This window comes from Pseudomonas sp. TE24901 (assembly GCF_054058375.1).
Window position 1 is genome coordinate 73,768 of the sequence record NZ_JBSSAF010000021.1, and the last position, 24,546, is coordinate 98,313.

Below are 24,546 nucleotides of genomic sequence, written 5' to 3' on the forward strand. Positions count from 1 at the left end.
ACCCCGATCCAAGCGGCAGCTGAAAACGGACTTTCTCCTCAACCGTGACTTATCAGGCAGGTTACCCCCATGCAGTTCAGCGAATTATTGGCAGCGATTTCCACCCATGCGATCCGTCTGCAAACTGAAGAAGGCGACCTGATCATCCTCGGCGATGACGAAGCACTGGATGACGCCCTGTGGGATCAACTGATCGCCCACAAAACCCAGCTGCTGGAGCTGGTTGCCGAACATGGCGGTGACTGGCTGAGCCCGGCCTACCGCATCACGCCGGACATGCTGGCGCTGGTCAACCTCGACCAGCCGGCCATCGACCGGATCGTCGCCGCCATCCCCGGTGGCGCGGCGAATGTGCAGGATGTGTACCCCTTGGCACCGCTGCAGGAGGGGATGCTCTATCACCACCTGTCCGCCCAGCAGGGCGACCCCTATGTGCTGCACGCGCAGTTCGTGTTCGACAGCCGCGCGCGCCTGCAGCACTTTGCCCAGGCGCTGCAATGGGTGATCGACCGCCACGACATCCTGCGTACTTCGATGGTGTGGGAGCGCCTGGACGAGCCGCTGCAAGTGGTATGGCGCAAGGCACCGCTGGTCTGCGAAGAAGTGTCGTTGAGCGGTGGAGACATCTTCGCCCAATTGCTCGCCCGCTATGACGCACGCACGTTCCGCATGGACCTCGGCCAGGCGCCACTGCTGCGCCTGGTGTTCGCCGACGACCCGGCCAATCAGCGGGTGGTGGCGATGCTGCTGTTCCATCACACCATCCTCGACCACACGGCCCTGGACGTGGTGCGCCATGAAATCCAGCTGTACCTGGCCGGCGAGCAGGCCCAGGCCGGTGAACCCGTGCCGTTTCGCCGCTACATCGCCCAGGTGCGCCACGGCGTCAGCGAAGAGGCTCACGAGACGTTTTTCCGCGACATGCTGAGTGACATCAATGAGCCGACGCTGCCCTTCGGCCTGCAGGATGTGCAGGGCGATGGCCAGGGCATCGATGAGGCGCGCCTGCCCGTCGACAGTGCGCTGAGCCGCCGCCTGCGCAGCCTGGCGCGGCCGCTGGGGGTGAGCGTGGCGAGCATGATGCACCTGGGCCTGGCGCGAGTGTTGGGCGTGGTGTCCGGTCGCGAGGCCGTGGTGTTTGGCACGGTGATGCTCGGGCGCATGGGCGCGGGCGAGGGCGGCGAACGCGCCCTGGGCATGTTCATCAACACCTTGCCGTTGCGCGCCGATGTGGGCGGGCAGGGCGTGCGTGCCGGGGTCAAGGCCATCCATGAGCGGCTCACCACCTTGCTGCATCACGAGCATGCGTCCCTGGCCCTGGCCCAGCGTTGCAGCGGGGTGGCCGCGCCGACGCCGTTGTTCAGCGCCATCCTCAACTACCGGCACAGCGCGGCAACCGACATGGACGAGGTCATCGAGGTGGCCGACGGTATCCAGGTGCTGGGCGCCGAAGAGCGCACCAATTACCCGCTGACGGTCAATGTCGATGACCTGGGCGAAGACTTCGCGTTGACCGTGATGGTCGACGTCGCCATCGGCGCGCAGCGCGTTGCGAGCTACCTGCACACGGCTCTGGAAAGCTTGGCCGATGCCCTGGAGCAGCGACCGGATTCGCCGCTCAGCGGCCTGAACATCCTGCCCGACACCGAACGCCATCACCTGCTGCACACCCTCAATCACAGCCCTGCGCACTACGCCGATACGGCCCTGATCCACCACCTCGTTGAAACCCACGCCGCGGCTCAGCCCGAGGCGGTCGCACTGCGTTTCGACAACCAACGGCTCACCTACCGCCAGCTCAATGAACGCGCCAACCAGGTCGCCCATCGCCTGCTGGCCCAGGGCATTCGCCCGGACGACCGCGTGGCGATCTGCGTCGATCGCGGCCCGGAGATGATCATCGGCCTGCTGGGCATCCTCAAGGCCGGTGCCGGTTACGTGCCGATTGACCCGGCGTATCCGCTGGAACGCATTGCCTACACCCTGGCCGACAGCGCGCCTTTGGCCGTGCTGGTGCAAGCCAACACCCGCCACCTGGTCGGTGACCTGGCGCAGATCGACCTCAACGGCCTGCGCGGCGAGTCCCTGGTCAACCCGCGTGTCAGCGTCAGCCCGGCCAACCTGGCCTACGTGATCTACACCTCGGGCTCCACCGGCCAGCCCAAGGGCGTGATGATCGAACACCGCCAAGTGGCGCGTCTGTTCACCGCCACCGCGCACTGGTTCGGCTTCAACAGCAACGACGTGTGGGCGCTGTTCCACTCCTTTGCCTTCGACTTCTCCGTGTGGGAGATCTGGGGCGCGCTGATGCACGGCGGCCAGTTGCTGATCGTGCCGCAACTGGTCAGCCGCTCGCCGGACGAGTGCTACACGCTGCTGTGCGAAGCGGGCGTAAGCATCCTCAACCAGACGCCGAGCGCCTTCCGCCAATTGATCGCGGCCCAGGCCGACAGCCCCCAGGCCCACTCCTTGCGCCAGGTGATTTTCGGCGGCGAAGCCCTGGAACCGGGCATGCTCAAGCCGTGGTATGCCCGTGCGATCAACGCCGGTACGCAACTGGTGAACATGTACGGCATCACTGAAACCACCGTGCACGTGACCTATCGCGCGCTGGAAGCAGCAGATGCGCAATTGGTCGGCGTCAGCCCGATTGGCGTGCGCATCCCCGACCTGCAGCTGTACGTGCTGGATGAGCAGCGCGAGCCGTTGCCGGTGGGCGTGGTGGGTGAGTTGTACGTGGGCGGCGCCGGGGTGGCGCGGGGTTACCTCAACCGTGACGCGCTGAACGCCGAACGCTTCCTGGCCGACCCCGCCACCGGTTTGCGCATGTACAAGACCGGCGACCTGGGCCGCCTCAAGGCCGACGGCAGTGTCGAGTACCTGGGGCGCAATGATGACCAAGTGAAGATCCGTGGTTTCCGCATCGAGCTGGGGGAAATCGAAGCGCGCCTGGCCACCGCGCCCGGCGTGCGCGACGCCGTGGTGGTGGCCCGCGAAGACGTGCCGGGGGACAAGCGCCTGGTGGCCTATGTGATTGCCGAAGGTGAGCTGAGTGTCGCCGCCTTGCGCGACCATCTGCTGCTGAGCCTGGCCGACTACATGGTGCCTGGCGCGTTCGTGCTGCTGGACCAATTCCCCCTCACCACCAACGGCAAGCTCGACCGCAAGGCCTTGCCCGCACCCGATGCCGAGGCGTTGGTGCGGCGCGGTTATGCAGCGCCCCAGGGCGCGGTGGAAACCGCCATCGCGGGGCTCTGGCAAGAGTTGCTCACCCTTGACCGTGTTGGCCGCGACGACAATTTCTTCGAACTGGGCGGGCACTCCCTGCTGGCGGTCAAGCTGATCGAACGCATGCGCCAGCTCGACCTGAGCGCCGATGTGCGCGTGCTCTTCGGCCAACCCACCCTGGCGGCATTGGCGGCGGCGGTGGGCGGGCAGCAGGAGGTGGCGGTGCCGGCCAATCGGATTACCGCAACCAGCCAACGCATCACCCCCGACATGTTGCCCCTGGTGGCGCTGGAACAGCCAGCCATCGACCATATACTCGCCAGCGTGCCCGGTGGCCTGGGCAACGTACAGGACATCTACGGCCTGGCCCCCTTGCAGGCGGGCATTCTCTATCACCACCTGGCAACCACCGAAGGCGACCCCTACGTGTTGCAGGTGCAACTCAGCTTCGCCGACCAAGGCGCGGTGGACGCGTTCGCGCGCGCCTTGAACAGCGTGATCGAGCGCAATGACATCCTGCGCACCGGCATCCTCTGGGAAGGCCTGGATGAGCCGGTGCAAGTGGTGCTGCGCCACGCGCCGTTGGTGGTCGAGCGTATCGAGGCGGCGGGCGCTGATGCCCTGGCCACCCTGCAACAACGCTTCGACCCGCGTCACTACCGACTGGACCTGACGCGCCCCTCGTTGATGCGCCTGGCCTATGGCGAGCAGCAGGGCCGTTTTGTCGGCATCCTGTTGCTGCACCACATCCTGCTCGACCACACCGCGTTGCAGGTGCTGGTGGAGGAAATGAGCGCCAGCCTGACAGGCAGCAGCGCGCACTTGCCCGACGCGGTGCAGTACCGCAACTACGTGGCGCAGGCCAGACTGGGGGTGAGCCAGGCGCAACACGAAGGGTTTTTCCGCGAGATGCTCGGCGACATCGACGAGCCGACCCTGGCCTTCGGCCTGCAGGACATCAATGGCGACGGCAGTGGCATCGTCGAGGTGCACTTGCCGCTGGAACCGGCGTTGAGCCTGGGCCTGCGTGAGCAGGCACGGCAATTGGGCGTGAGCACCGCCAGCCTGGTGCACCTGGCCTGGGCGCAGGTGCTGGCCCAGGTATCGGGCCAGCAGGACGTGGTCTTCGGCACGGTGCTGCTGGGCCGCCTGCAGGGCGGTGAGGGCGCCGACCGCGCCCTCGGCATGTTCATCAATACCTTGCCGCTGCGAGTCAGCCTCGGCACGCTCGGCGTTCAAGCCGGGGTGCGCGCCACCCACGCGCGCCTGGCGCAGCTGCTCGGGCATGAGCATGCCTCGTTGTCCCTGGCCCAGCGTTGCAGCGGTGTGCCGGCGTCGCTGCCGTTGTTCAGCACACTGCTCAACTACCGTCACAGCGCCCCGGGCGAAGCACCGGGGGCCAGCCCATTCGCGGCGTCTGGTATCGAAATCCTCAGCTCCGAAGAGCGCAGCAACTACCCGCTGGTGCTCAACGTCGATGACCTGGGCAGCGGCTTCGCCCTCACCGTGCAAGGGCTGGCCACGTTGGATGTGCAACGGGTGGGCGACTACATGCTCACCGCGCTGCGCCACCTGGTGACCGCGCTGCAACAGGCGCCTACCACGCCGTTGCAGGCTATCTCGATTCTGCCACCCGCCGAGCGTCACCAACTGCTGGTGGACTTCAACGCCACCGCCCGCGACTACCCGGCGCAGCTCACCGTGCACCAGTTGTTCGAAGCCCAGGCGTTGGCCCGACCCGAAGCGGTGGCCGCCGTGCATGGCCAGCTGTCCCTGAGTTACCGCGACCTCAACCGTCGTGCCAATCGCCTGGCTCATCACCTGATCGGCCAAGGCGTGCAGCCCGGCGAAAGCGTAGCGATCGGTTTGCCGCGCTCCCTCGACCTGCTGGTCTGCCAATTGGCGATCCTCAAGTGCGGCGCCGTGTACGTGCCGCTGGACGTCAACGCCCCCGTCGAGCGCCAGGCCTTTATCGTGCAGGACAGCGGCGCGCGCCGGGTGCTCAACACCTTGGCCGACTTGAACCTGGACGCGCAGTCCCCACGCAATCCCGAACTGCCCCAGTCGGCAGAAAGTGTGGCGTACATCCTCTACACCTCCGGCTCGACTGGCGTGCCCAAAGGTGTGCAGGTGCCGCACCGGGCCATCTCGCGGCTGGTGCTCAACAACGGCTATGCCGAGTTCAACGAACGTGACCGCGTGGCCTTCGCCTCCAACCCGGCCTTCGACGCCAGCACCCTGGAAGTGTGGGCGCCGCTGCTCAACGGCGGCTGCGTGGTGGTGGTCGAACACGCGGTGTTGCTGTCCCAGGCCGCGTTCGCCCAGCTGTTGCAGGAGCAGTCCGTCAGCGTGTTGTGGATGACGGCGGGCCTGTTCCACCAATACGCCGATGCGCTGATGCCGCACTTGCGCCAACTGCGCTACCTGATCGTCGGCGGCGATGTGCTCGACCCGCTGGTGATCAGTCGCGTGCTCCAGCACGGCAAGCCCCAGCACCTGCTCAACGGCTACGGGCCGACCGAAGCCACCACCTTTTCCACCACCCATGAAATCACCGCCGTGGGCGAGGGCGGCATTCCCATCGGCCGGCCCATCGCCAACGCCCAGGCCTATGTACTCGATGCGCGCCAGCAGCCGCTGCCGCTGGGGGTGGTCGGCGAGCTGTACATTGGCGGTGCGGGCGTGGCCAAGGGCTACTTGAACCAGCCGCAATTGACCGCCGAAAAATTCATCGCCAACCCGTTCGGCGACGGTCTGCTGTATCGCACCGGCGACCTGGCCTGCTGGCAGGTGGACGGCACCTTGCTGTACCAGGGGCGTAACGACCTGCAGGTGAAGATTCGTGGTTTCCGCATCGAACCCGGGGAAATCGAAGCGGCCCTGGCCGCTTTCCCTGGGGTGAACGACAGCGTGGTGTTGGTGCGTGAAGACGAACCGGGCGACAAGCGCCTGGTGGCGTACTACACCGCGCAGGCGACGCTGGACATCGAAGCGCTGCGCAGCCACCTGCAAGGCCGCTTGCCCGACTACATGGTGCCGTCTGCCTATGTGTGGCTGGAGCTGTTGCCACTCACCGCCAACGGCAAGCTCGACCGCAAGGGCCTGCCGGTGCCGGACCAGAACGCGCTGCTCAGCCGTGGCTATGAAGCACCGGAAGGCGAAGTGGAAACCCTGCTGGCGCAGATCTGGCAGGACGTGCTCAAGCTTGAGCGGGTAGGGCGTCACGATCACTTCTTCGAGCTGGGTGGGCATTCGTTGCTGGCGGTCAGCCTGATTGAACGCATGCGCCAGGTCGGCCTGAGCGCCGATGTGCGCGTGCTGTTCAGCCAGCCGAGCCTGGCCACGCTGGCAGCGGCGGTGGGCAGTGGGCGCGAAGTGGTGGTGCCGGCCAATGGCATTCCTGCGGGCTGCACCCGGATCACGCCGGACATGCTGACCCTGGTGCAGCTCGACCAGGCGGCCATCGACCGAGTCGTCGCCAGCGTGCCAGGCGGCGCGTCAAATGTGCAGGACATCTACCCCTTGGCGCCCTTGCAGGAAGGCATCCTGTATCACCACATCAGCGCCGAACACGGCGACCCGTACCTGCTGCAATCGCGCATGGCCTTTGACAGCCTGGAGCGCCTGCACGGGTTCATGGGCGCCTTGCAACAGGTGGTTGCGCGCCACGACATCCTGCGTACCGGCGTGGTCTGGGAGGGGCTGGACAGCCCGGTGCAAGTGGTGTGGCGCGACGCCCAACTGGTGGTGCAAGAAGTGGCGCTGGACCCGGCAGACGGCGGCATCATCGAGCAACTGCACGCGCGTTTCGATGCGCGTCATTACCGCCTTGATATCACCCAGGCGCCGTTGCTACGCATGGTCTATGCCAATGACCCGGCCAACGGGCGGGTGGCGGCGATCCTGCTGTTCCATCACCTGGCGCTGGACCACACCGCCATGGAAGTGGTCGGTCAGGAAATGCGCGCCTTCCTGTTCAACCAGGCGCAAGACTTGCCGGCGGCCGCGCCGTTCCGCAATTACGTGGCCCAGGCGCGCCTCGGCGTGAGCGTGGCCGAGCACGAGCAATTCTTCCGCGACATGCTGGCCGACATCGATGAGCCGACCTTGCCCTTTGGTGTGCAGGATGTGCAGGGCGACGGGCGTGATATCGAAGAAGCCGAGCTGGCGCTGGACGCCACGCTGGCCCAGCGGGTGCGCGAGCAGGCGCGACTGGCAGGCGTCAGCGCGGCCAGCCTGATGCACCTGGCCTGGGCGCAGGTGCTGGGGCTGGTGGCCGGGCGCGATGAGGTGGTGTTCGGCACCGTCTTGATGGGCCGCATGCAGGCCGGCGAGGGCGCGGACCGGGCCCTGGGCATGTTCATCAACACCCTGCCATTGCGGGTCGACGTGGCGGCTGGCGCGGCCGTGGCAGTCAAGGCCACCCATGCACGCTTGACCGCTTTGCTCGGGCATGAGCACGCCTCCCTGGCACTCGCCCAACGTTGCAGTGGCGTGGCGGCCGCGTTGCCGTTGTTCAGTGCCTTGCTCAATTACCGTCACAGCAGCCCGGGCGAAATGGCCCGCGATGGCCAGGGCATCTGGGAAGGCGTGCAGTTGCTGGGCGGTGAAGAACGCAGCAATTACCCGCTGACGTTGAGTGTGGACGACCTGGGCAGCGGGTTTGGCCTGACGGTGCTGGCCTTGCCGCAGATCGGTGCCAGGCGCCTATGCGACTACATGCACAACGCGGTGGCGCAACTGGTGACAGCACTGGAAACCGCACCGGGCACTGCGCTCAATCAACTGGCCGTGCTGCCGGTGGCCGAGCGCGATACTCTGCTGCTTGACTTCAACACCACTGCCGCAGACTACCCGACGGGCCAGACCCTCCACGGCGCGTTTGAGGTGCAGGCCGAGCGCCAACCCCACGCGGTTGCCGTGGTGCAAGACGGCGAAGCGCTGAGCTACGCGCAACTCAACCAACGCGCCAACCAACTGGCCCATCATCTGCTGGCGCTCGGCGTGCAACCGGACGACCGCGTGGCGATCTGCTGCCGGCGTGGCCCGCAGATGCTGGTGGGCTTGCTGGCCATTCTCAAGGCCGGCGCCGGCTACGTACCCATCGACCCGGCATACCCCGCCGAGCGTATCCGCTACCTGCTGCAAGACAGCGCCCCGGTAACGGTGCTGGCCGAAGCCAGCACCCGCGCATTGTTGGGATCGGTGGCCAGCGTGGACTTGCAGGATTCGAGCTGGCAGCAGCAACCCACCCACAACCCGCAAGTGCCTGCGCTGACCCCGGCGCACCTGGCCTACGTGATCTACACCTCCGGCTCCACCGGCCAGCCCAAAGGCGTGATGGTGGAACACCGGACCGTGGAAAACCTGGTGCACTGGCACTGCGAAGCCTTCGGCCTGGACCATGCAAGCCACACCAGCAGCGTGGCCGGTTTCGGCTTTGATGCGATGGCCTGGGAGGTCTGGCCGGCGCTGTGCGTGGGTGCCACCCTGCATCTGCCGCCCGCCAGCGTCGGCAACGAGAACATCGACGAACTGCTCGCCTGGTGGCTGGCGCAGCCGTTGGATGTGAGCTTCCTGCCGACGCCGGTCGCCGAATACGCTTTCAGCCAGCACCTGCAGCACCCGAGCTTGCGCATCCTGCTGATCGGTGGCGATCGCCTGCGCCAGTTCACCCAGGAACGGCGTTTTGCCGTGATCAACAACTACGGCCCCACCGAAGCCACGGTGGTCGCCACCTCCGGGCGTGTGCGGGCTGGCCAGTGCTTGCACATCGGCCGGCCGGTCGCCAATGCCTACGCCTACGTGCTGGACGCGCAACAGCGCCCGGTGCCGGTGGGCGTGGCCGGTGAGTTGTACGTGGGCGGCAGCGGCGTGGCGCGGGGTTATCTGAACCGCGCAGACCTGACGGCCGAACGCTTCCTGCAAGATCCGTTCAACCCGGGGCGCATGTACCGCACCGGCGACCTGGTGCGCTGGCTGCCCGACGGCAACCTTGAGTACCTGGGGCGCAACGATGACCAGGTCAAGTTGCGCGGTGTGCGGGTTGAACTGGGCGAAATCGAAAGCCGCCTGGCCGCTCTGGACGGTGTTGGTGAAGCGGTGGTGCTGGTGCGCGACGGCCGCTTGGTGGCGTGGTTCACCGAGCAACGGCCGCTGGCGATCGAGGCCCTTCGCGAACAGCTGCAAGCCGTATTGCCCGACGCCCTGGTGCCGGTGGCGTATGTGAAACTCGACGCGCTCCCGCTGACCGCCAACGGCAAGCTGGACCGCAAGGCCCTGCCCGAACCCGATCAGGCCGCCTTACTCAGCCGCGACTACGAGGCGCCCCAGGGCGAGGTTGAAACCACCCTGGCGCGAATCTGGGCCGAGGTGTTGCAGGTGGAGCAGGTCGGTCGGCACGACCACTTCTTCGAACTCGGCGGCCATTCGTTGCTGGCCGTCAGCCTGATCGAGCGCATGCGTCAGGTGGGCCTCAGCGCCGATGTGCGCGTGCTGTTCAGCCAGCCGACCCTGGCCGCTTTGGCCGCCGCCGTGGGCAGTGGTCGCGAGGTGCAAGTGCCGGCCAACCTTATCCCGGCAGGCTGCCAGCGCATCACGCCGGACCTGTTGCCGCTGGTGACGCTGGACCAGGCGACCCTCGACGACGTGGTCGCCCGCGTCCCGGGTGGCGCAGCGAATGTGCAAGACATCTACCCACTGGCACCGTTGCAGGAAGGCATTCTCTACCACTACATCACCGCCGAAAGTGGCGACCCGTACCTGCTGCAATCGCACCTGGCCTTTGACAGCGTCGAGCGCCTGAACGCCTTCGCCCAGGCGCTGCAACAGGTGATCGACCGCCACGACATCCTGCGTACCGGCGTGGTCTGGGAAGGCCTGGCGCAACCGCTGCAAGTGGTGTGGCGCCGCGCGCAGCTGAGCGTGGAGGAGCTGCACCTGCAAGGCGATGTGCTGGCGGGCCTGCATGAGCGGTTCGATGCGCGACGCTACCGGCTGGACATCAGCCAGGCGCCGCTGATCCGCCTGATGTATGCCAAAGACCCGGCCAATGCGCGGGTGGTGATGGTGCTGCTGTATCACCATATCGCGCTGGACCACACCGCGTTCGACGTGGTGCTGCGCGAAATGCAGGGCCACTTGCTCGGCCAGCCGGCCCCTACGGCAGCACCGATGCCGTACCGCAACTACGTGGCCCAGGCGCGTCTGGGGATCAGCGAGCAGGAGCACGAGGCGTTCTTCCGCGGCATGCTCGGCGATATCGATGAACCGACCCTACCGTTCGGTTTGCAGGATGTGCGCGGCGACGGCAGCGCGATCACCGAACACACCCTGCACCTGGACAGCGACCTCAATCGCCGTTTGCGTGCCCAGGCCCGTCTGTTGGGCGTGAGCACCGCCAGCCTGTTCCACCTGGCCTGGGGCCAAGTGCTGGCGGCCACCTCCGGCCGTCACAGCGTGGTGTTCGGCACCGTGCTGGTGGGCCGCCTGCAAGGGGGCGAGGGCGCCGACCGTGCCCTTGGGGTGTTCATCAACACCTTGCCGCTGCGCCTGGATATCGACGCGCAAGGCGCTCGCGCTGCCGTGCGAGACACCCATGCACGGCTGAGTGCGCTGTTGGGGCATGAGCATGCGTCCCTGGCCCTGGCACAGCGCTGCAGCGGAGTGGCCGCACCCGCGCCGCTGTTCAGTTCGATGCTCAACTACCGCCATCGCGGCGCGGCGACCCGCTCGGTGGGCGCGCAACAGGCGTGGCAAGGCATGCAGACGCTGGTCAATGACGGGCGCACCAACTACCCGTTGACCCTGAACGTGGATGACCTGGGCGACGGCTTTGACGTGACGGCCTTGGCGCAACTCGACCCACAACGGGTCTGCGGTTACCTGCACGTGGCCCTGTGCGGCCTGGTCGAGGCCCTGGAGCAGGCGCCGCAGCACGCGCTCAATCGCCTGCCGGTGCTGGGCGAAGAAGAACGGCACAGGCTGCTGGTGACCTTCAACGCCACCGAGGTGAGTTACGACCTCGACCAAACCCTGCATGGCCTGTTCGAAGCCCAGGTACGACGCACGCCGGATGCCATCGCCGTCAAGGCCGAAGACCAGCACCTCACCTATCAACAACTGAACGAGTGCGCCAACCGCTTGGCCCATCACCTGCGCGAGCAGGGCGTGCAGCCGGATTCGCGGGTGGGCATCTGCCTTGAGCGCGGCCTGGACATGGTCATCGGCCTGTTCGCCATCCTCAAGGCCGGCGGCGGCTACGTGCCGCTGGACCCGGCGTACCCCCTCGACCGCATCGCCTACATGCTGCAAGACAGTGCGCCGGTGGTGGTGCTGGCCCAGGGCGCAACCCGAGGCTTGTTGGGCGATGTGCCGGTGATCGACATCGACCAACCGACCTGGCAGCACCAGCCCTGCAGCAACCCTGAGGTGCCAGGCCTGACGGCGCAGCACCAGGCTTACGTGATCTACACCTCCGGTTCCACCGGCCAGCCCAAGGGCGTGATCAACGAGCACGCCGGGGTGGTCAACCGCTTGCTGTGGATGCAGGACGCCTATGGCCTCAAGGCCCATGACGCGGTGCTGCAGAAAACTCCGTTCAGTTTCGACGTGTCGGTGTGGGAGTTCTTCTGGCCGCTGATGACCGGTGCACGCCTGGTGATGGCACGTCCGGGCGGGCACAAGGAGCCGGCCTACCTGTGCGAAGTGATCGCGGCGCAGCACATCACCACCTTGCACTTCGTGCCGTCGATGCTCGATGTGTTCCTCGCCCACGGCGACGTCAGCCAGGCGGCCGGGCTGGTGCGCGTGATGTGCAGCGGCGAAGCCCTGCCGGGCAGCCTGGTGCGGCGCTTCAAGCAGCAATTGCCGGAGATCGGCCTGTACAACCTGTACGGCCCCACTGAAGCCGCGGTGGATGTGACCGCGTGGAATTGCGCGCGGCCGCAAGTGCCGGACAACACGCCGATCGGCAAACCCATCGCCAACACCCGCATGTACCTGCTCGATGCGCAGTTGCAGCCGGTGCCCCTGGGCGTGGTCGGCGAGCTGTTCATCGGCGGTGTGCAAGTGGCGCGCGGTTACCTCAACCGCCCGGACCTCACCGCCGAGCGCTTCCTCAAGGACCCGTTCACCCGCGGCCGGATGTACCGCACCGGTGACGTCGGCCGCTACTTGCTCGACGGCAACATCGAATACCTGGGGCGCAATGATGATCAGGTGAAGATCCGTGGCCTGCGCATCGAACTGGGGGAAATCCAGGCGCGCCTGCTCGACCATCCCCAGGTCAGCGAAGCCGCCGTGGTGGCCCGCGAAGACCGGCTGGTGGCTTATTACACCGGCGTGCACACCGACATCGACAGCCTGCGCGCCCACCTGCTGCAGCACCTGCCGGACTTCATGGTGCCCGCGCTGTTCGTGCACCTGGAGGCGCTGCCCCTGAGCCCCAACGGCAAGCTCGACCGCAAGGCCCTGCCGGCCCCGGGCATGGCGGCGCTAAGCGTACGTGAGTACGCCGCACCGCAAGGCGAAACCGAAACCCTGTTGGCGCGGCTGTGGGCCGAACTGCTGGGCGTGGAGCGGGTAGGGCGGCATGACAATTTCTTCGAACTGGGCGGGCATTCGCTGCTCGCCGTGAGCTTGATCGGGCGCTTGCGCCAGGAAGGCATGGAAGCCGATGTGCGGGCGTTGTTCGAACAGCCGACCCTGGCTGGCTACGCCGCCATAACCGAACGAATGGAGATCGTCCTGTGAGCATTCTCGAACTGCTGGCGACGCTGAAGAGCAAAGACATCCAACTGGCGCTCAAGGGCGAACAGTTGGCGGTGCAAGGCAACAAACAGGCGCTGAGTGACCCGGCCATCATGGCCGCGTTGCGCGAGCACAAGCCGGAGCTGATCGAGCTGATCAAGGCCGGCGACTACACGGCGACCAAGGCCGGTGACGTCGAGGTGCCGGCCAATGGCATCGTGCCCGGCACCGAGCACATCACCCCGGCCATGCTGACGTTGTCGACGTTGAGCCAGGAGGAGATCGAGCGCATCGTCGCGACGGTCGACGGCGGCGTGGCGAACATCCAGGACATCTACCCGCTGGCGCCGTTGCAGGAAGGCATTCTGTTTCACCACGTAAGTGCCGAAAGGGGCGACCCGTATGTGATGCAGTCGCAGTTCTCGTTCGACAACCTGGCGCGTTTCGACGCGTTCGCCCAGGCCTTGCAGGCGGTGATGGACCGCCACGATATCCTGCGCACCGGGGTGGTGTGGGAAGGGCTGCAAGAACCGTCACAAGTGGTGTGGCGCCAGGCGCAGTTGCCGATCCAGGCCCTGGCACTGGACCCGGCCGACGGCGACATTGCCGCGCAACTGCATGCATTGTTTGATGCCCGCCACTACCGGCTGGACGTGACCCAGGCGCCGTTGCTGCGCCTGGTGCGCGCCGACGACCCGGCCAATCAGCGCATCGTCGCAACCTTGCTGTTCCACCACATGGCCCTGGATCACAGCGCGCTGGAAGTGGTGTGCCATGAGCTGCAGGCGTGCCTGTTGGGGCAGGGCGCGGCGCTGGGTCAGGCGGTGCCGTTTCGCAACTATGTGGCGCAGGCGCGGCTGGGGATCAGTGAGCAGGAGCACGAAAGTTTCTTCCGCCAGATGCTCGGCGACATCAGCGAGCCGACCTTGCCGTTCGGCCTGCAGGATGTGCAGGGCGATGCCCGTGGCATTACCGAGATCAGCCTGCCGCTGCCTGCGCCGTTGGCCCAGCGTTTGCGCGCCCAGGCCCGGCAATTGGGGGTGAGCGCGGCGAGCCTGTTCCATATGGGCTGGGCGCAGGTGCTGGGGGCGTTGGCCGGCAAGCAGCAGGTGGTGTTCGGCACCGTGTTGATGGGGCGCATGCAGGGCAGTCATGACACCGAGCGGGCCCTGGGCATTTTCATCAACACCTTGCCGTTTCGCGTGGACGTGGACGCCACCGACGTGCGCGCCGGGGTCAAGGCCACCCACGCGCGGCTGACCACTTTGCTGCGCCATGAGCATGCGGCCCTGGCCCTGGCCCAGCGTTGCAGTGGGGTGGTGGCGCCGACGCCGCTGTTCAGTGCCTTGCTCAACTACCGCCACAGTGCGCCGGCCGCCAGTGCCGACGCCGCATCGGCCTGGCAGGGCATCGCGGCCCTGAGTGCCGAAGAACGTACCAACTACCCGCTGACCTTGAGTGTGGATGACCTGGGCGAAGGATTTGGCTTGAGCCTGCTCGCCAGCACGGCCGTAGACCCGCAGCGCGTGTGTACCTACCTGCGCACCGCCCTGGAAAACCTGGTGACGGCACTGGAACAGGCGCCCCACACCGCCCTGAACCAGGTGGCCGTGATGCCCGCCGCCGAACAGCAGTTGCTGCTCGAACAGTTCAATGCCACCCACACCGACTTCCCCCAGGGCACCACTTTGCACGGGCGCATCGAAGCCCAGGCGGCCCAGACCCCCGAGGCCATCGCTGCGGTGTATCAAGGCCGCCAACTGACCTACGCCGAGCTGAATCAGCAGGCCAACCTGCTGGCCCATCACCTGCTGGCGTTGGGCGTGAAGCCCGATGACCGCGTGGCCATCGTCGCCCGCCGTGGCCTGGACACCTTGGCCGGGTTGCTGGCGATCCTCAAGGCCGGTGGCTGCTATGTGCCGGTGGACCCGTCGCACCCGGCTGAGCGCTTGAACTACCTGCTGAGCGACAGCGCCCCAGTGGCGGTGTTGACCCAACATGCCCTGCTTGATCGCCTGCCCGCCTTGGAAGTGCCGGTGATCAACCTCGACCGCTACACCTGGCAGCACCATTCGGCGAGCAACCCCAAGGTGGCCATCACCCCCTCGCACCTGGCGTATGTGATCTACACCTCCGGTTCCACCGGCCTGCCCAAAGGGGTGATGGTGGAGCACCACACCGTGGCCAACCTGGTGGACTGGCACTGCGCGGCCTTTGACCTGTGCGCCGGGCGCCACACCGCCAGCGTCGCCGGTTTCGGCTTTGATGCGATGGCCTGGGAAGTGTGGCCGGCGCTGTGCGTGGGGGCGACCTTGCACCTGCCGCCGGCCAATGACGGCGCCGAAGATATCGACGCCCTGCTGGCCTGGTGGTGCGCGCAGCCGCTGGACGTGTGCTTCCTGCCGACGCCGGTGGCCGAGTACGCCTTCAGCCAGCAGATCGAACACCCTACGTTGCGCACCCTGTTGATCGGCGGCGATCGCTTGCGCCAGTTCGGCCGGGCGCAGCATTTCGAGCTGATCAACAACTACGGCCCCACCGAGGCCACGGTGGTCGCCACGTCCGGCAAGGTGGAGGCGGGCGGGGTGCTGCATATCGGCAAACCCATCGCCAATGCCACGGTGTACCTGCTCGATGAACAACGGCGCCCGGTGCCGTTGGGCGTGGCGGGGGAGCTGTACGTGGGCGGCAAGGGCGTGGCGCGGGGTTACCTGAACCGCCCGGAGCTCACCGCCGAACGCTTCCTCGATGACCCGTTCAACGGCGGGCGCATGTACCGCACCGGCGACCTGGCGCGCTGGTTGCCGGAGGGCAATCTTGAATACCTGGGGCGCAACGATGACCAGGTGAAGATCCGTGGTGTGCGCATCGAACTGGGGGAGATCGAAACCCAGCTCAACCAATTGGCCGGCATCCTTGAAGCGGTGGTGCTGGTGCGTGAAGAACGCCTGGTGGCTTACTTCACCGAGAACCCACAGCTCGATCCGCTGGCGGTGGGCGATATCCGCGCCCACTTGGTGGCGCATCTGCCGGACTACATGGTGCCGGTGGCCTACATGAAGCTGGATGCGTTGCCCCTCACCGCCAACGGCAAACTCGACCGCAAGGCCTTGCCGGCGCCGGACCAGGCCGCCGTGTTCACCCGCGAATACGCCGCGCCCGAGGGCGAGATCGAAGGCGTGCTGGCGAGTATCTGGAGCGGCGTGCTGCAAGTCGAACGCGTCGGGCGCCACGATCATTTCTTCGAACTGGGCGGGCATTCGCTGTTGGCCATGCGCATGGTTTCCCAGGTGCGCCAGCGCCTGGGGGTAGAGCTGCAACTGGGCGACCTGTTTGCCAACGCCGAACTGTGCGCGGTCGCCGAAGTGCTGGCCCAGGCCGGGCGCAGCACCTTGCCGGATATCCTGCCGGCCAACCGCGATGAAGACGTACCGCTCTCGTTCGCCCAGCAGCGCCTGTGGTTCCTGGCGTTGATGGAAGGCGCCAACACCGCCTACAACATCCCCATCGGCCTGCGCCTGCGTGGGCAACTGCATGTGCAGGCCCTGCAACGGGCGCTGGCGCGCATTGTGGCGCGCCACGAAACCCTGCGCAGTCGCTTTGCCCAGCACGGCGACACCGCCCAGGTGCTGATCGTGCCGGCCGAAGACGTGCTGCCCCTGCAAGTGCAGGACCTGCGCCGCCACCCGCAGCCGCAACAGGCGCTGGACGCGTTGATCCATGGCGAAGCCTCGGCGCCCTTCGATCTGGAGCGTGGCCCGTTGCTGCGCGGGCGTCTGGTGGTGATGGCCGACGATCACCATGTGCTGTTGCTGACCCTGCACCACATCGTCTCTGATGGCTGGTCCATGGGCGTGCTGACCCGCGAGTTGATGGCGCTGTACCAGGCGTTCAGCCACGGCCTGCCGGACCCGCTGCCGGCCTTGCCGATCCAGTACGGTGACTTTGCCGTGTGGCAACGCCTGTGGCTCAGCGGCGAGGTGCTGCACCGCCAAAGCACCTATTGGCAGCAGGCCCTGGCCGGTGCGCCGGCCTTGCTCACGCTGCCCACCGACCGCCCGCGCCCGGCGCAGCAGGACTACGCCGGCAGCAGCGTCGACGTGCGCCTGGACGAACGCCTCACGGCCGGGCTCAAGGCCTTGAGCCAACGCCATGGCACCACCTTGTACATGACCTTGATGAGCGCCTGGGCGGCCTTGCTCGCGCGGTTGTCCGGCCAGCCGGACCTGGTGATCGGCTCGCCGGTGGCCAACCGCACCCGCAGCGAGGTGGAAGGGCTGATCGGCCTGTTCGTCAACACCCTGGCAGTGCGTATCGACACCTCGGGCGAGCTGAGCGTCGAGGGGTTGCTCGCCCAGGTCAAGGCCCAGACCCTGCAAGCCCAGGCCCATCAGGACCTGCCGTTCGAGCAGGTGGTGGAAATCACCCGGCCGGTGCGCAGCCTGGCCCACAGCCCGTTGTTCCAGACCCTGCTGACTTGGCAGGACAGCAGCGCGCCCACACTGGCCCTGGGCGACCTGGCGCTGGAAGGCATTGTGGAGAACAGTCACTTTGCCAAGTTCGACCTGTCGCTGAACCTGGGCGAAGTGCAGGGCAGCATTCTCGGCGCGCTGGAATATGCGGTGGCGCTGTTCGATGAAGCCACGATGCAGCGTTATGTGGGGTACTTCGTTCGCGTGTTGCAGGCCATGGTCGAGAACGATCAGGCGGTGCTGGACCACATCCCCCTGGTGAGCGAGCGGGAGCGTCAGCAGGTGCTGTTCGACTTCAACGCCACCGATGTCCCTTACAACCTCGTCCAGACGCTGCACGGCCTGTTCGAAGCGCAAGTGGCGCGCACGCCCCAGGCCGTGGCGCTCAAGGCTGGCGAGCAGACGTTGACCTACGCCGAACTCAACGCCCAGGCCAACCGTCTGGCTCACCACCTGCTGGCGCAGGGCGTGCACGTCGATTCGCGGGTGGCGATCTGCGTGGAGCGCGGCCTGGAGATGGTCATCGGCCTGTACGCGATCCTCAAGGCCGGCGCCGCCTATGTGCCATTGGACCCGGCCTATCCGCCGGAGCGTATCGCCTACATGCTGCATGACAGCGCCCCCCAGGTGGTGCTGGCCCAAGGCAGCACGCGGGGCTTGCTGGGCGACGCGCCGGTGATCGACCTGGAGCAGCCGACCTGGCAGCACCTGTCCCTTGATAATCCGCACACCGAGGCCGTGAGTGCCTATGTGATCTACACCTCCGGCTCCACCGGGCAGCCTAAAGGGGTGATCAACGATCACGCCGGGGTGGTCAACCGCCTGCTGTGGATGCAGGACGAATACCGGCTGACGGCCGACGACACGGTCTTGCAGAAAACCCCGTTCAGCTTCGACGTGTCGGTGTGGGAGTTCTTCTGGCCGTTGATGACTGGCGCACGCCTGGTGATGGCTGCGCCGGGTGGGCACAAGGACCCGCAGTACCTGTGCCGGGTGATCGCGGCGGAGCAGGTCACCACCTTGCATTTTGTGCCGTCGATGCTCGACGTGTTCCTCGCCCATGGCGAGTTGAGCCAGGCCGCCGGGCTGGTGCGGGTGATCTGCAGCGGCGAAGCCTTGCCGGGCAGCCTGGTGCGGCGCTTCAAGCGGCAACTGCCGGGCAGCCAACTGCACAACCTGTATGGCCCGACGGAAGCGGCGGTGGATGTCACCGCGTGGAACTGCGCGGGGCCGGTGACGCCGGACAACACGCCCATCGGCAAGCCAATTGCCAATACGCGCATGTACCTGCTGGACGCCCAGTTGCAGCCGGTGCCCCTGGGCGTGGTGGGCGAGCTGTTCATTGGTGGTGTGCAAGTGGCGCGGGGCTACCTGAACCGCCCGGAACTCACCGCCGAGCGCTTCCTCAAGGACCCGTTCACCGAGGGCCGCCTGTACCGCACCGGTGACGTGGGCCGCTACCTGCCTGACGGCACCATCGAATACCTGGGGCGCAATGACGATCAGGTGAAGATCCGTGGCTTGCGCATCGAACTGGGGGAAATCCAGGCGCGGCTCACCGAGTTCCCGGCGATCAACGAAGCGGCGGTCATCGCCCGCGAGCAGCGCCTGGTGGCGTACTACACCGGTGAACACAGTGACATCAAGGCCTTGCGTGCCCACCTGTTGCAGCACCTGCCGGAATTCATGGTGCCTACGACCTTTGTCCACCTCGATGCGCTGCCCCTGAGCCCCAACGGCAAGCTCGACCGCAAGGCGCTGCCGGCGCCGGGCCTGGAATCGCTGGCCGTGCGCGAGTACGAGGCACCCCAGGGCGACACGGAAGTGACCCTGGCGAGTGTGTGGGCCGAGTTGCTCAACGTGGAGCGCGTGGGTCGTCACGACAATTTCTTCGAGCTGGGCGGGCATTCGCTGCTGGCAGTCAGCCTGATGGGGCGCTTGCGCAGCCTGGGCTTGTCGGCGGATGTGAAAGTGCTGTTTGCCCAGCCGACGCTGGCCGGTTTGGCGGCGGCATTGGGCGGCAGCCGTGAAGTGGCTGTGCCCGCTAATCGAATTGGCGCTGGTTGCACGCATATCACCCCGGACCTGTTGCCGCTGATCACCCTGGAGCAAGTAGCCATCGACCGCATCGTCGCGTGCATCCCCGGTGGTGCGGCGAATGTGCAAGACATCTACCCGCTGGCGCCGTTGCAGGCGGGCATGCTCTATCACCATCGCGCGGTGCCCGAAGGCGATGCCTACCTGTTGCAGGCGCAATTTGCCTTCGATCATCACGAACGCCTGGAAGCGTTCGCCATGGCCTTGCAGGCCGTGATCGAACGGCACGACATCCTGCGTTCGTCGTTCCACTGGGACGGCCTGGAAGAACCGGTGCAAGTGGTGTGGCGCGATGCGGCGCTGCGTGTTGAACCCGGGCCGTTACCCCTGCGCCTGGACGTGGGCCAGGCCCCGTTGATGCGCCTGGTGTATGTCCAAGAACCCGGGCGGGTGGTTGCCACCTTGCTGTTCCATCACCTGGTGATGGACCACATCGCCCTGGAGATCCTGCAACACGACATGCAGGCGTTCCTGCTGGGTGAGCAAGACCGGTTGGGCGCGGCGGTGCCGTATCGCAACTATGTGGCCCAGACCCGCCTGGGTGGCGGTGATCACGAAGGGTTCTTCCGCGAGATGCTGGGCGACATCGACGAGCCGACCGAGGTCGAAGCGCTGGACGATGACGAACCCGCGCAACTGGCCCTCGACCCACAGTTGAGCCTGCGCTTGCGTACCCAGGCCCGTGAGGCCGGCGTGAGCAGCGCCAGCCTGATGCACCTGGCGTGGGCGCAGGTGCTGGGCAAAGTCTCCGGGCGTGAGCAGGTGGTGTTTGGCACGGTGATGCTCGGTCGCCTGCAAGGCGGCGAGGGTGCCGAGCGGGCCATGGGGGTGTTCATCAACACCCTGCCGCTGCGCGTCGACCTGGGCGAGCGCCCGGTGCGTGAGGCGCTGCGGGCCACCCATGCGCGGCTGACGCAACTGCTCAGCCATGAACACGCGCCGCTGGCGCTGGCCCAGCGTTGCAGTGGCGTGCCGGTGGGCACCCCGCTGTTCAGCGTGCTGTTCAATTACCGGCACAGCGCGCCGCAGGCCGGTGGTGTGGCCGAGGCGTGGCAGGGCATTCAAGTGCTCAAGGCCGAGGAATACACCAACTATGGCCTGTCGTTGAGCGTGGATGACCTCGGCGCCGGGTTCAGCCTCAAGGCCACGGGGCAGGGCGCACGGCGTTTGTGCGAGTACTTGCAGGTGGCGCTGGAGCAGGTGGTGCAGGCCCTGGAGCAACGCAGCGAGATTGCTATCGGCCGCTTGCCCGTGCTGCCGGCGACCGAAGTTCTGCAACTGCAAGGTTTCAACGCCACGGCGCGCACGTTCCCTCGTGAACACACCGTGCAGCGCCTGTTCGAAGCCCAGGCCCAAGCCCGCCCAGGCGCCTTGGCCGTGCGTCATGGCGAGCAGACGCTGAGCTACGGTGAGTTGAACACTCGCGCCAATCATCTGGCCCATCACCTGCTGGGCCTGGGCGTGCTGCCGGGCGACAACGTGGCGATCCTGCTGCCGCGCTCTGTCGACCTGCTGGTCAGCCAACTGGCCGTGCTCAAGTGCGCGGCGGCCTATGTGCCGCTGGACATCCATGCGCCGGCCGAACGCCAGGGCTTCATGCTGCAGGACAGCGGTGCGGCGTGGCTGTTGACCCGCAGCGATATGCCAGTCGGCTACCCGGCGCGACGCCTGGACCTGGACACCCTGGTCCTCGACCCGCAGCCCAGCCACAACCCGGACCTGTCGCAGTCCTCGGACAGCGTGGCCTACATTATGTACACCTCCGGCTCCACCGGGACGCCCAAGGGTGTGCTGGTGCCGCACCGTGGCATCACACGCCTGGTGATCAACAACGGCTATGCCGACTTCAACGCCGCCGACCGCGTGGCGTTCGCCTCCAACCCGGCGTTCGACGCCAGTACCATGGACGTCTGGGGCCCGCTGCTCAACGGCGGCCAGGTGCAGGTGATCGACCACGCCACCTTGCTCGCCCCGGCTGCGTTCGGCGCGGCCCTGGAAGGCGCGACGGTGCTGTTCGTGACCACGGCGCTGTTCAACCAGTATGTGCAGATGATCCCCGATGCCCTGGCCGGGTTGCGCATCCTGCTGTGCGGCGGCGAGCGCGCTGACCCGGCCGCATTCCGCAGCCTGCTGGCGCGAGCCCCGGCGTTGCGCCTGGTGCATTGCTACGGGCCGACGGAAACCACCACTTACGCCACCACCTATGAAGTGCGCGCCATTGCCTTTGATGCGGAAAGCGTGCCGGTGGGCCGGCCGATTTCCAATACCCACATCCATGTGCTGGACGCGCACTTGCAGCCGGTACCGCTGGGCGTGACGGGTGAAATCTGTATCGGTGGTGACGGCGTCGCCAGGGGCTACTTGAACCGTCCCGAGCTGACGGCCGAGAAGTTTGTGAGCGACCCGTTCAACCCGGGTGCCCTGATGTACCGCACCGGTGACCTGGGACGCTGGACGCCGGACGGCTTGCTCGAATGCATCGGGCGCAACGACGACCAAGTGAAAATTCGCGGTTTCCGCATCGAGCTGGGTGAGATCGAAGCGCGTCTCGCCACCTTCGCCGGCATCCGGGAGGTGGTGGTGTTGGCCCGTGAAGACAATCCCGGAGACAAACGCCTGGTGGCCTATTTCACCTGGGCGGCAGAGGCGCTGGACATTGATCGCGTGCGCGGCCACCTGCACGGCCAGTTACCGGACTACATGCTGCCTTCGGCCTATGTGCCGCTGGCGCAACTGCCGCTGACTGCCAACGGTAAAGTCGACCGTAAAGCCCTGCCTGTTCCGGTCATGGATGCCCTGTGCAGCCGCGATTTCGAAGCACCCGCCGACGCACTGGAAGAGACCCTGGCGCAACGTTGGGCCGAGGTGTTGAAGGTGGAACACGTGGGCCGGCACGACAGCTTCTTCGAGCTGGGCGGTCATTCGTTGCTGGCAATCCGTCTGGTCAACCTGCTGGAAGAGGCCGGGTTACCGGTGTCCCTGGCGGAGCTGTTTCAGCACGCGAGCGTGGCCGGCGTGGCGAACCTGCTGCGCCAGCGCACGGGTGAGCCGGAGCGTGATCCCGCGGTGATCACCGTGCGCAGCAGCGGCGCGCAACCGCCGTTGTTCCTGGTGCATGAGTTCAGCGGCATGGACGTGTATTTCCCTGCCTTGGGCCAGCACCTGCCGGGGGATTATCCCATCTATGGCCTGCCGGGCGTGCCGCTGGGTGAAGCGCACTTGTACACCCTGGAAGGCCTGGCGGCGCGGATGGTCGGGCTGATCCGCAGCCTGCAACCCCACGGGCCGTATCGCGTGGCGGGCTGGTCGTTTGGTGGTGTGTTGGCCTATGAGGTCGCCATGCAATTGCTCGGGCTGGATGAGCCGGTGGCGTTCCTCGGTTTGATCGACAGCTACGTGCCTCGCATGACCGACCAGGGCAAAGCGCGCTGGAGCGGGCCCGAGGCCCTCAAGCGGCATTTGCTGTTGCAGTGCACGGCGTATTGGAAAGCACAGGGAGGTGCAAATGAACTGGAAAGCCTTGGGCAACTGGAGGCGAGCCTTGGACAGCTGGACTTTGCGGGCTTGCTGCAACGCTGTCGCGATCAAGGTTTGCTATACGCGCAAATGGCGGCGGCGTCGGACGCCGACCTCTTGAGCTTCATCGAGCGCGAAGTGGGGCATGGGCATGCGCTGGCGCACTACAGCCTGTTCCCGCTGCCAATCCCGGTGCACCTGTTCAGCGCCGAGCAGCGGCCGACCGAACTGTCCCGTCGCAGCCAGTCCCTGGGCTGGAGCGAGGCGTTGGCACCGGGGCAGTTGCGCCAGGTGGACGTGCCGGGCGATCACCAGAGCATGATGCAGGCGCCGCATATCCAGGCTCTGGGCCGTGCGATGACCGACGCCTTGGCGGGTGCTGTGCCGATGGCGCATGCGGTGCATCAACCGTTGTTGCGTATCCAGGGTGGCCGGGCGGGGAACGCCCCGGTGTTCTGCGTGCCAGGGGCGGGGGACAGCGTCACCGGGTTCGTCGGGTTCGGCGAGGCCCTGGGGCGTGACTGGCCGTTGTACGGCCTGCAGCCGCGCGGCCTGGACGGCGAGGCGGTGCCCCACAGCCAGGTGGAAGCGGCGGCGCAGTGTTACCTGGCGGCGCTGGCGCACGAGTGCCCGCACGGGCCGGTGCACCTGGTGGGGCATTCGTTTGGTGGCTGGGTGGCGCTGGAGATGGCGCTGCGGTTGCAGGCGATGGGGCGTGAGGTGGCGTCGTTGACGGTGATCGACAGTGAGTCGCCCGGTGGCAATGGCGTGGTGGGGCGGCCGTATACGACGACGGCGGCGTTGTTGCGTTTGATCGAGGCGATGCAGGTGTCGGCCGGGAAGTCGTTGGGGATCGATACTTTGGACTTTGCCGGGTGTGATGAAGGTGTGCAGCGGCAGCTGTTGCATGGGGGGATGGTGAACGTTGGGTTGTTGCCGGGGCGTGCTTCGGTGGACGCGATGGAGGGGCCGGCGCGGACCTATGCGGCGGCGTTGCGTACGGTGTATCGGCCGGGGCAGCGGTATCGCGGGGTGGTGCGGTTGGTGTTGGCCCAGGACCCGGCCCTGGATGCGGCGGGGAATCAGCGGGAGCAGGGGTTGATGGTTGAGGGCTGGGGGAGGCAGGGGAGTGGGTTGCAGGTGTGGTATGGCGCAGGGAATCACTTTACGTTGCTCAAGGCGCCGAATGTGCAGGGGTTGGCGCGGTGGTGGTTGGATGGGGTGGTGGTTGGGGAGGTGGTTTCGTGAGGGGGGTACGTTGTAGGAGCGGGCTTGCCTGCGATAGCGATCTGTCTGTGTACATATCCGTTGCTGCGGTAACGGCGGCTTATGGTTCCGCTCTTACAGCGGGTCACTTTTGGAAGGACCCAAAAGTAACCAAAAGGTCCTCGCCCCACCACTCGGCACCTCGCTTAGGCTCGGTGTGCCCGAACGAAGGCTTTGGAGCGTGGGCCGCCGCGATGGGCCATCCTTGGCCCAGCGC

The 24,546-nt window shown here is 66.5% G+C and carries 2 protein-coding genes; both read left to right on the forward strand.

Translation table 11 applies throughout. The features are described from left to right. The first annotated feature begins 69 nt into the window (after nucleotides 1-69). Nucleotides 70-12,981, forward strand: coding sequence for an amino acid adenylation domain-containing protein (locus ACVWVP_RS29120; protein ID WP_457409491.1), 12,912 nt, complete (start codon nucleotides 70-72; stop codon nucleotides 12,979-12,981). Next, a complete protein-coding gene (locus tag ACVWVP_RS29125; protein WP_457409492.1) occupies nucleotides 12,978-24,311 on the forward strand; it encodes an amino acid adenylation domain-containing protein in 11,334 nt (3,777 codons plus the stop codon). Before ACVWVP_RS29120 ends, ACVWVP_RS29125 begins: the two co-directional genes overlap by 4 nt. Nucleotides 24,312-24,546: the final 235 nt, after the last annotated feature.

Bases quoted from the DNA above. Each gene is read 5' to 3' on its own strand.
- ACVWVP_RS29120 (WP_457409491.1), top strand. From the start codon at position 70: ATGCAGTTCAGCGAATTATTGGCAGCGATTTCCACCCATGCGATCCGT.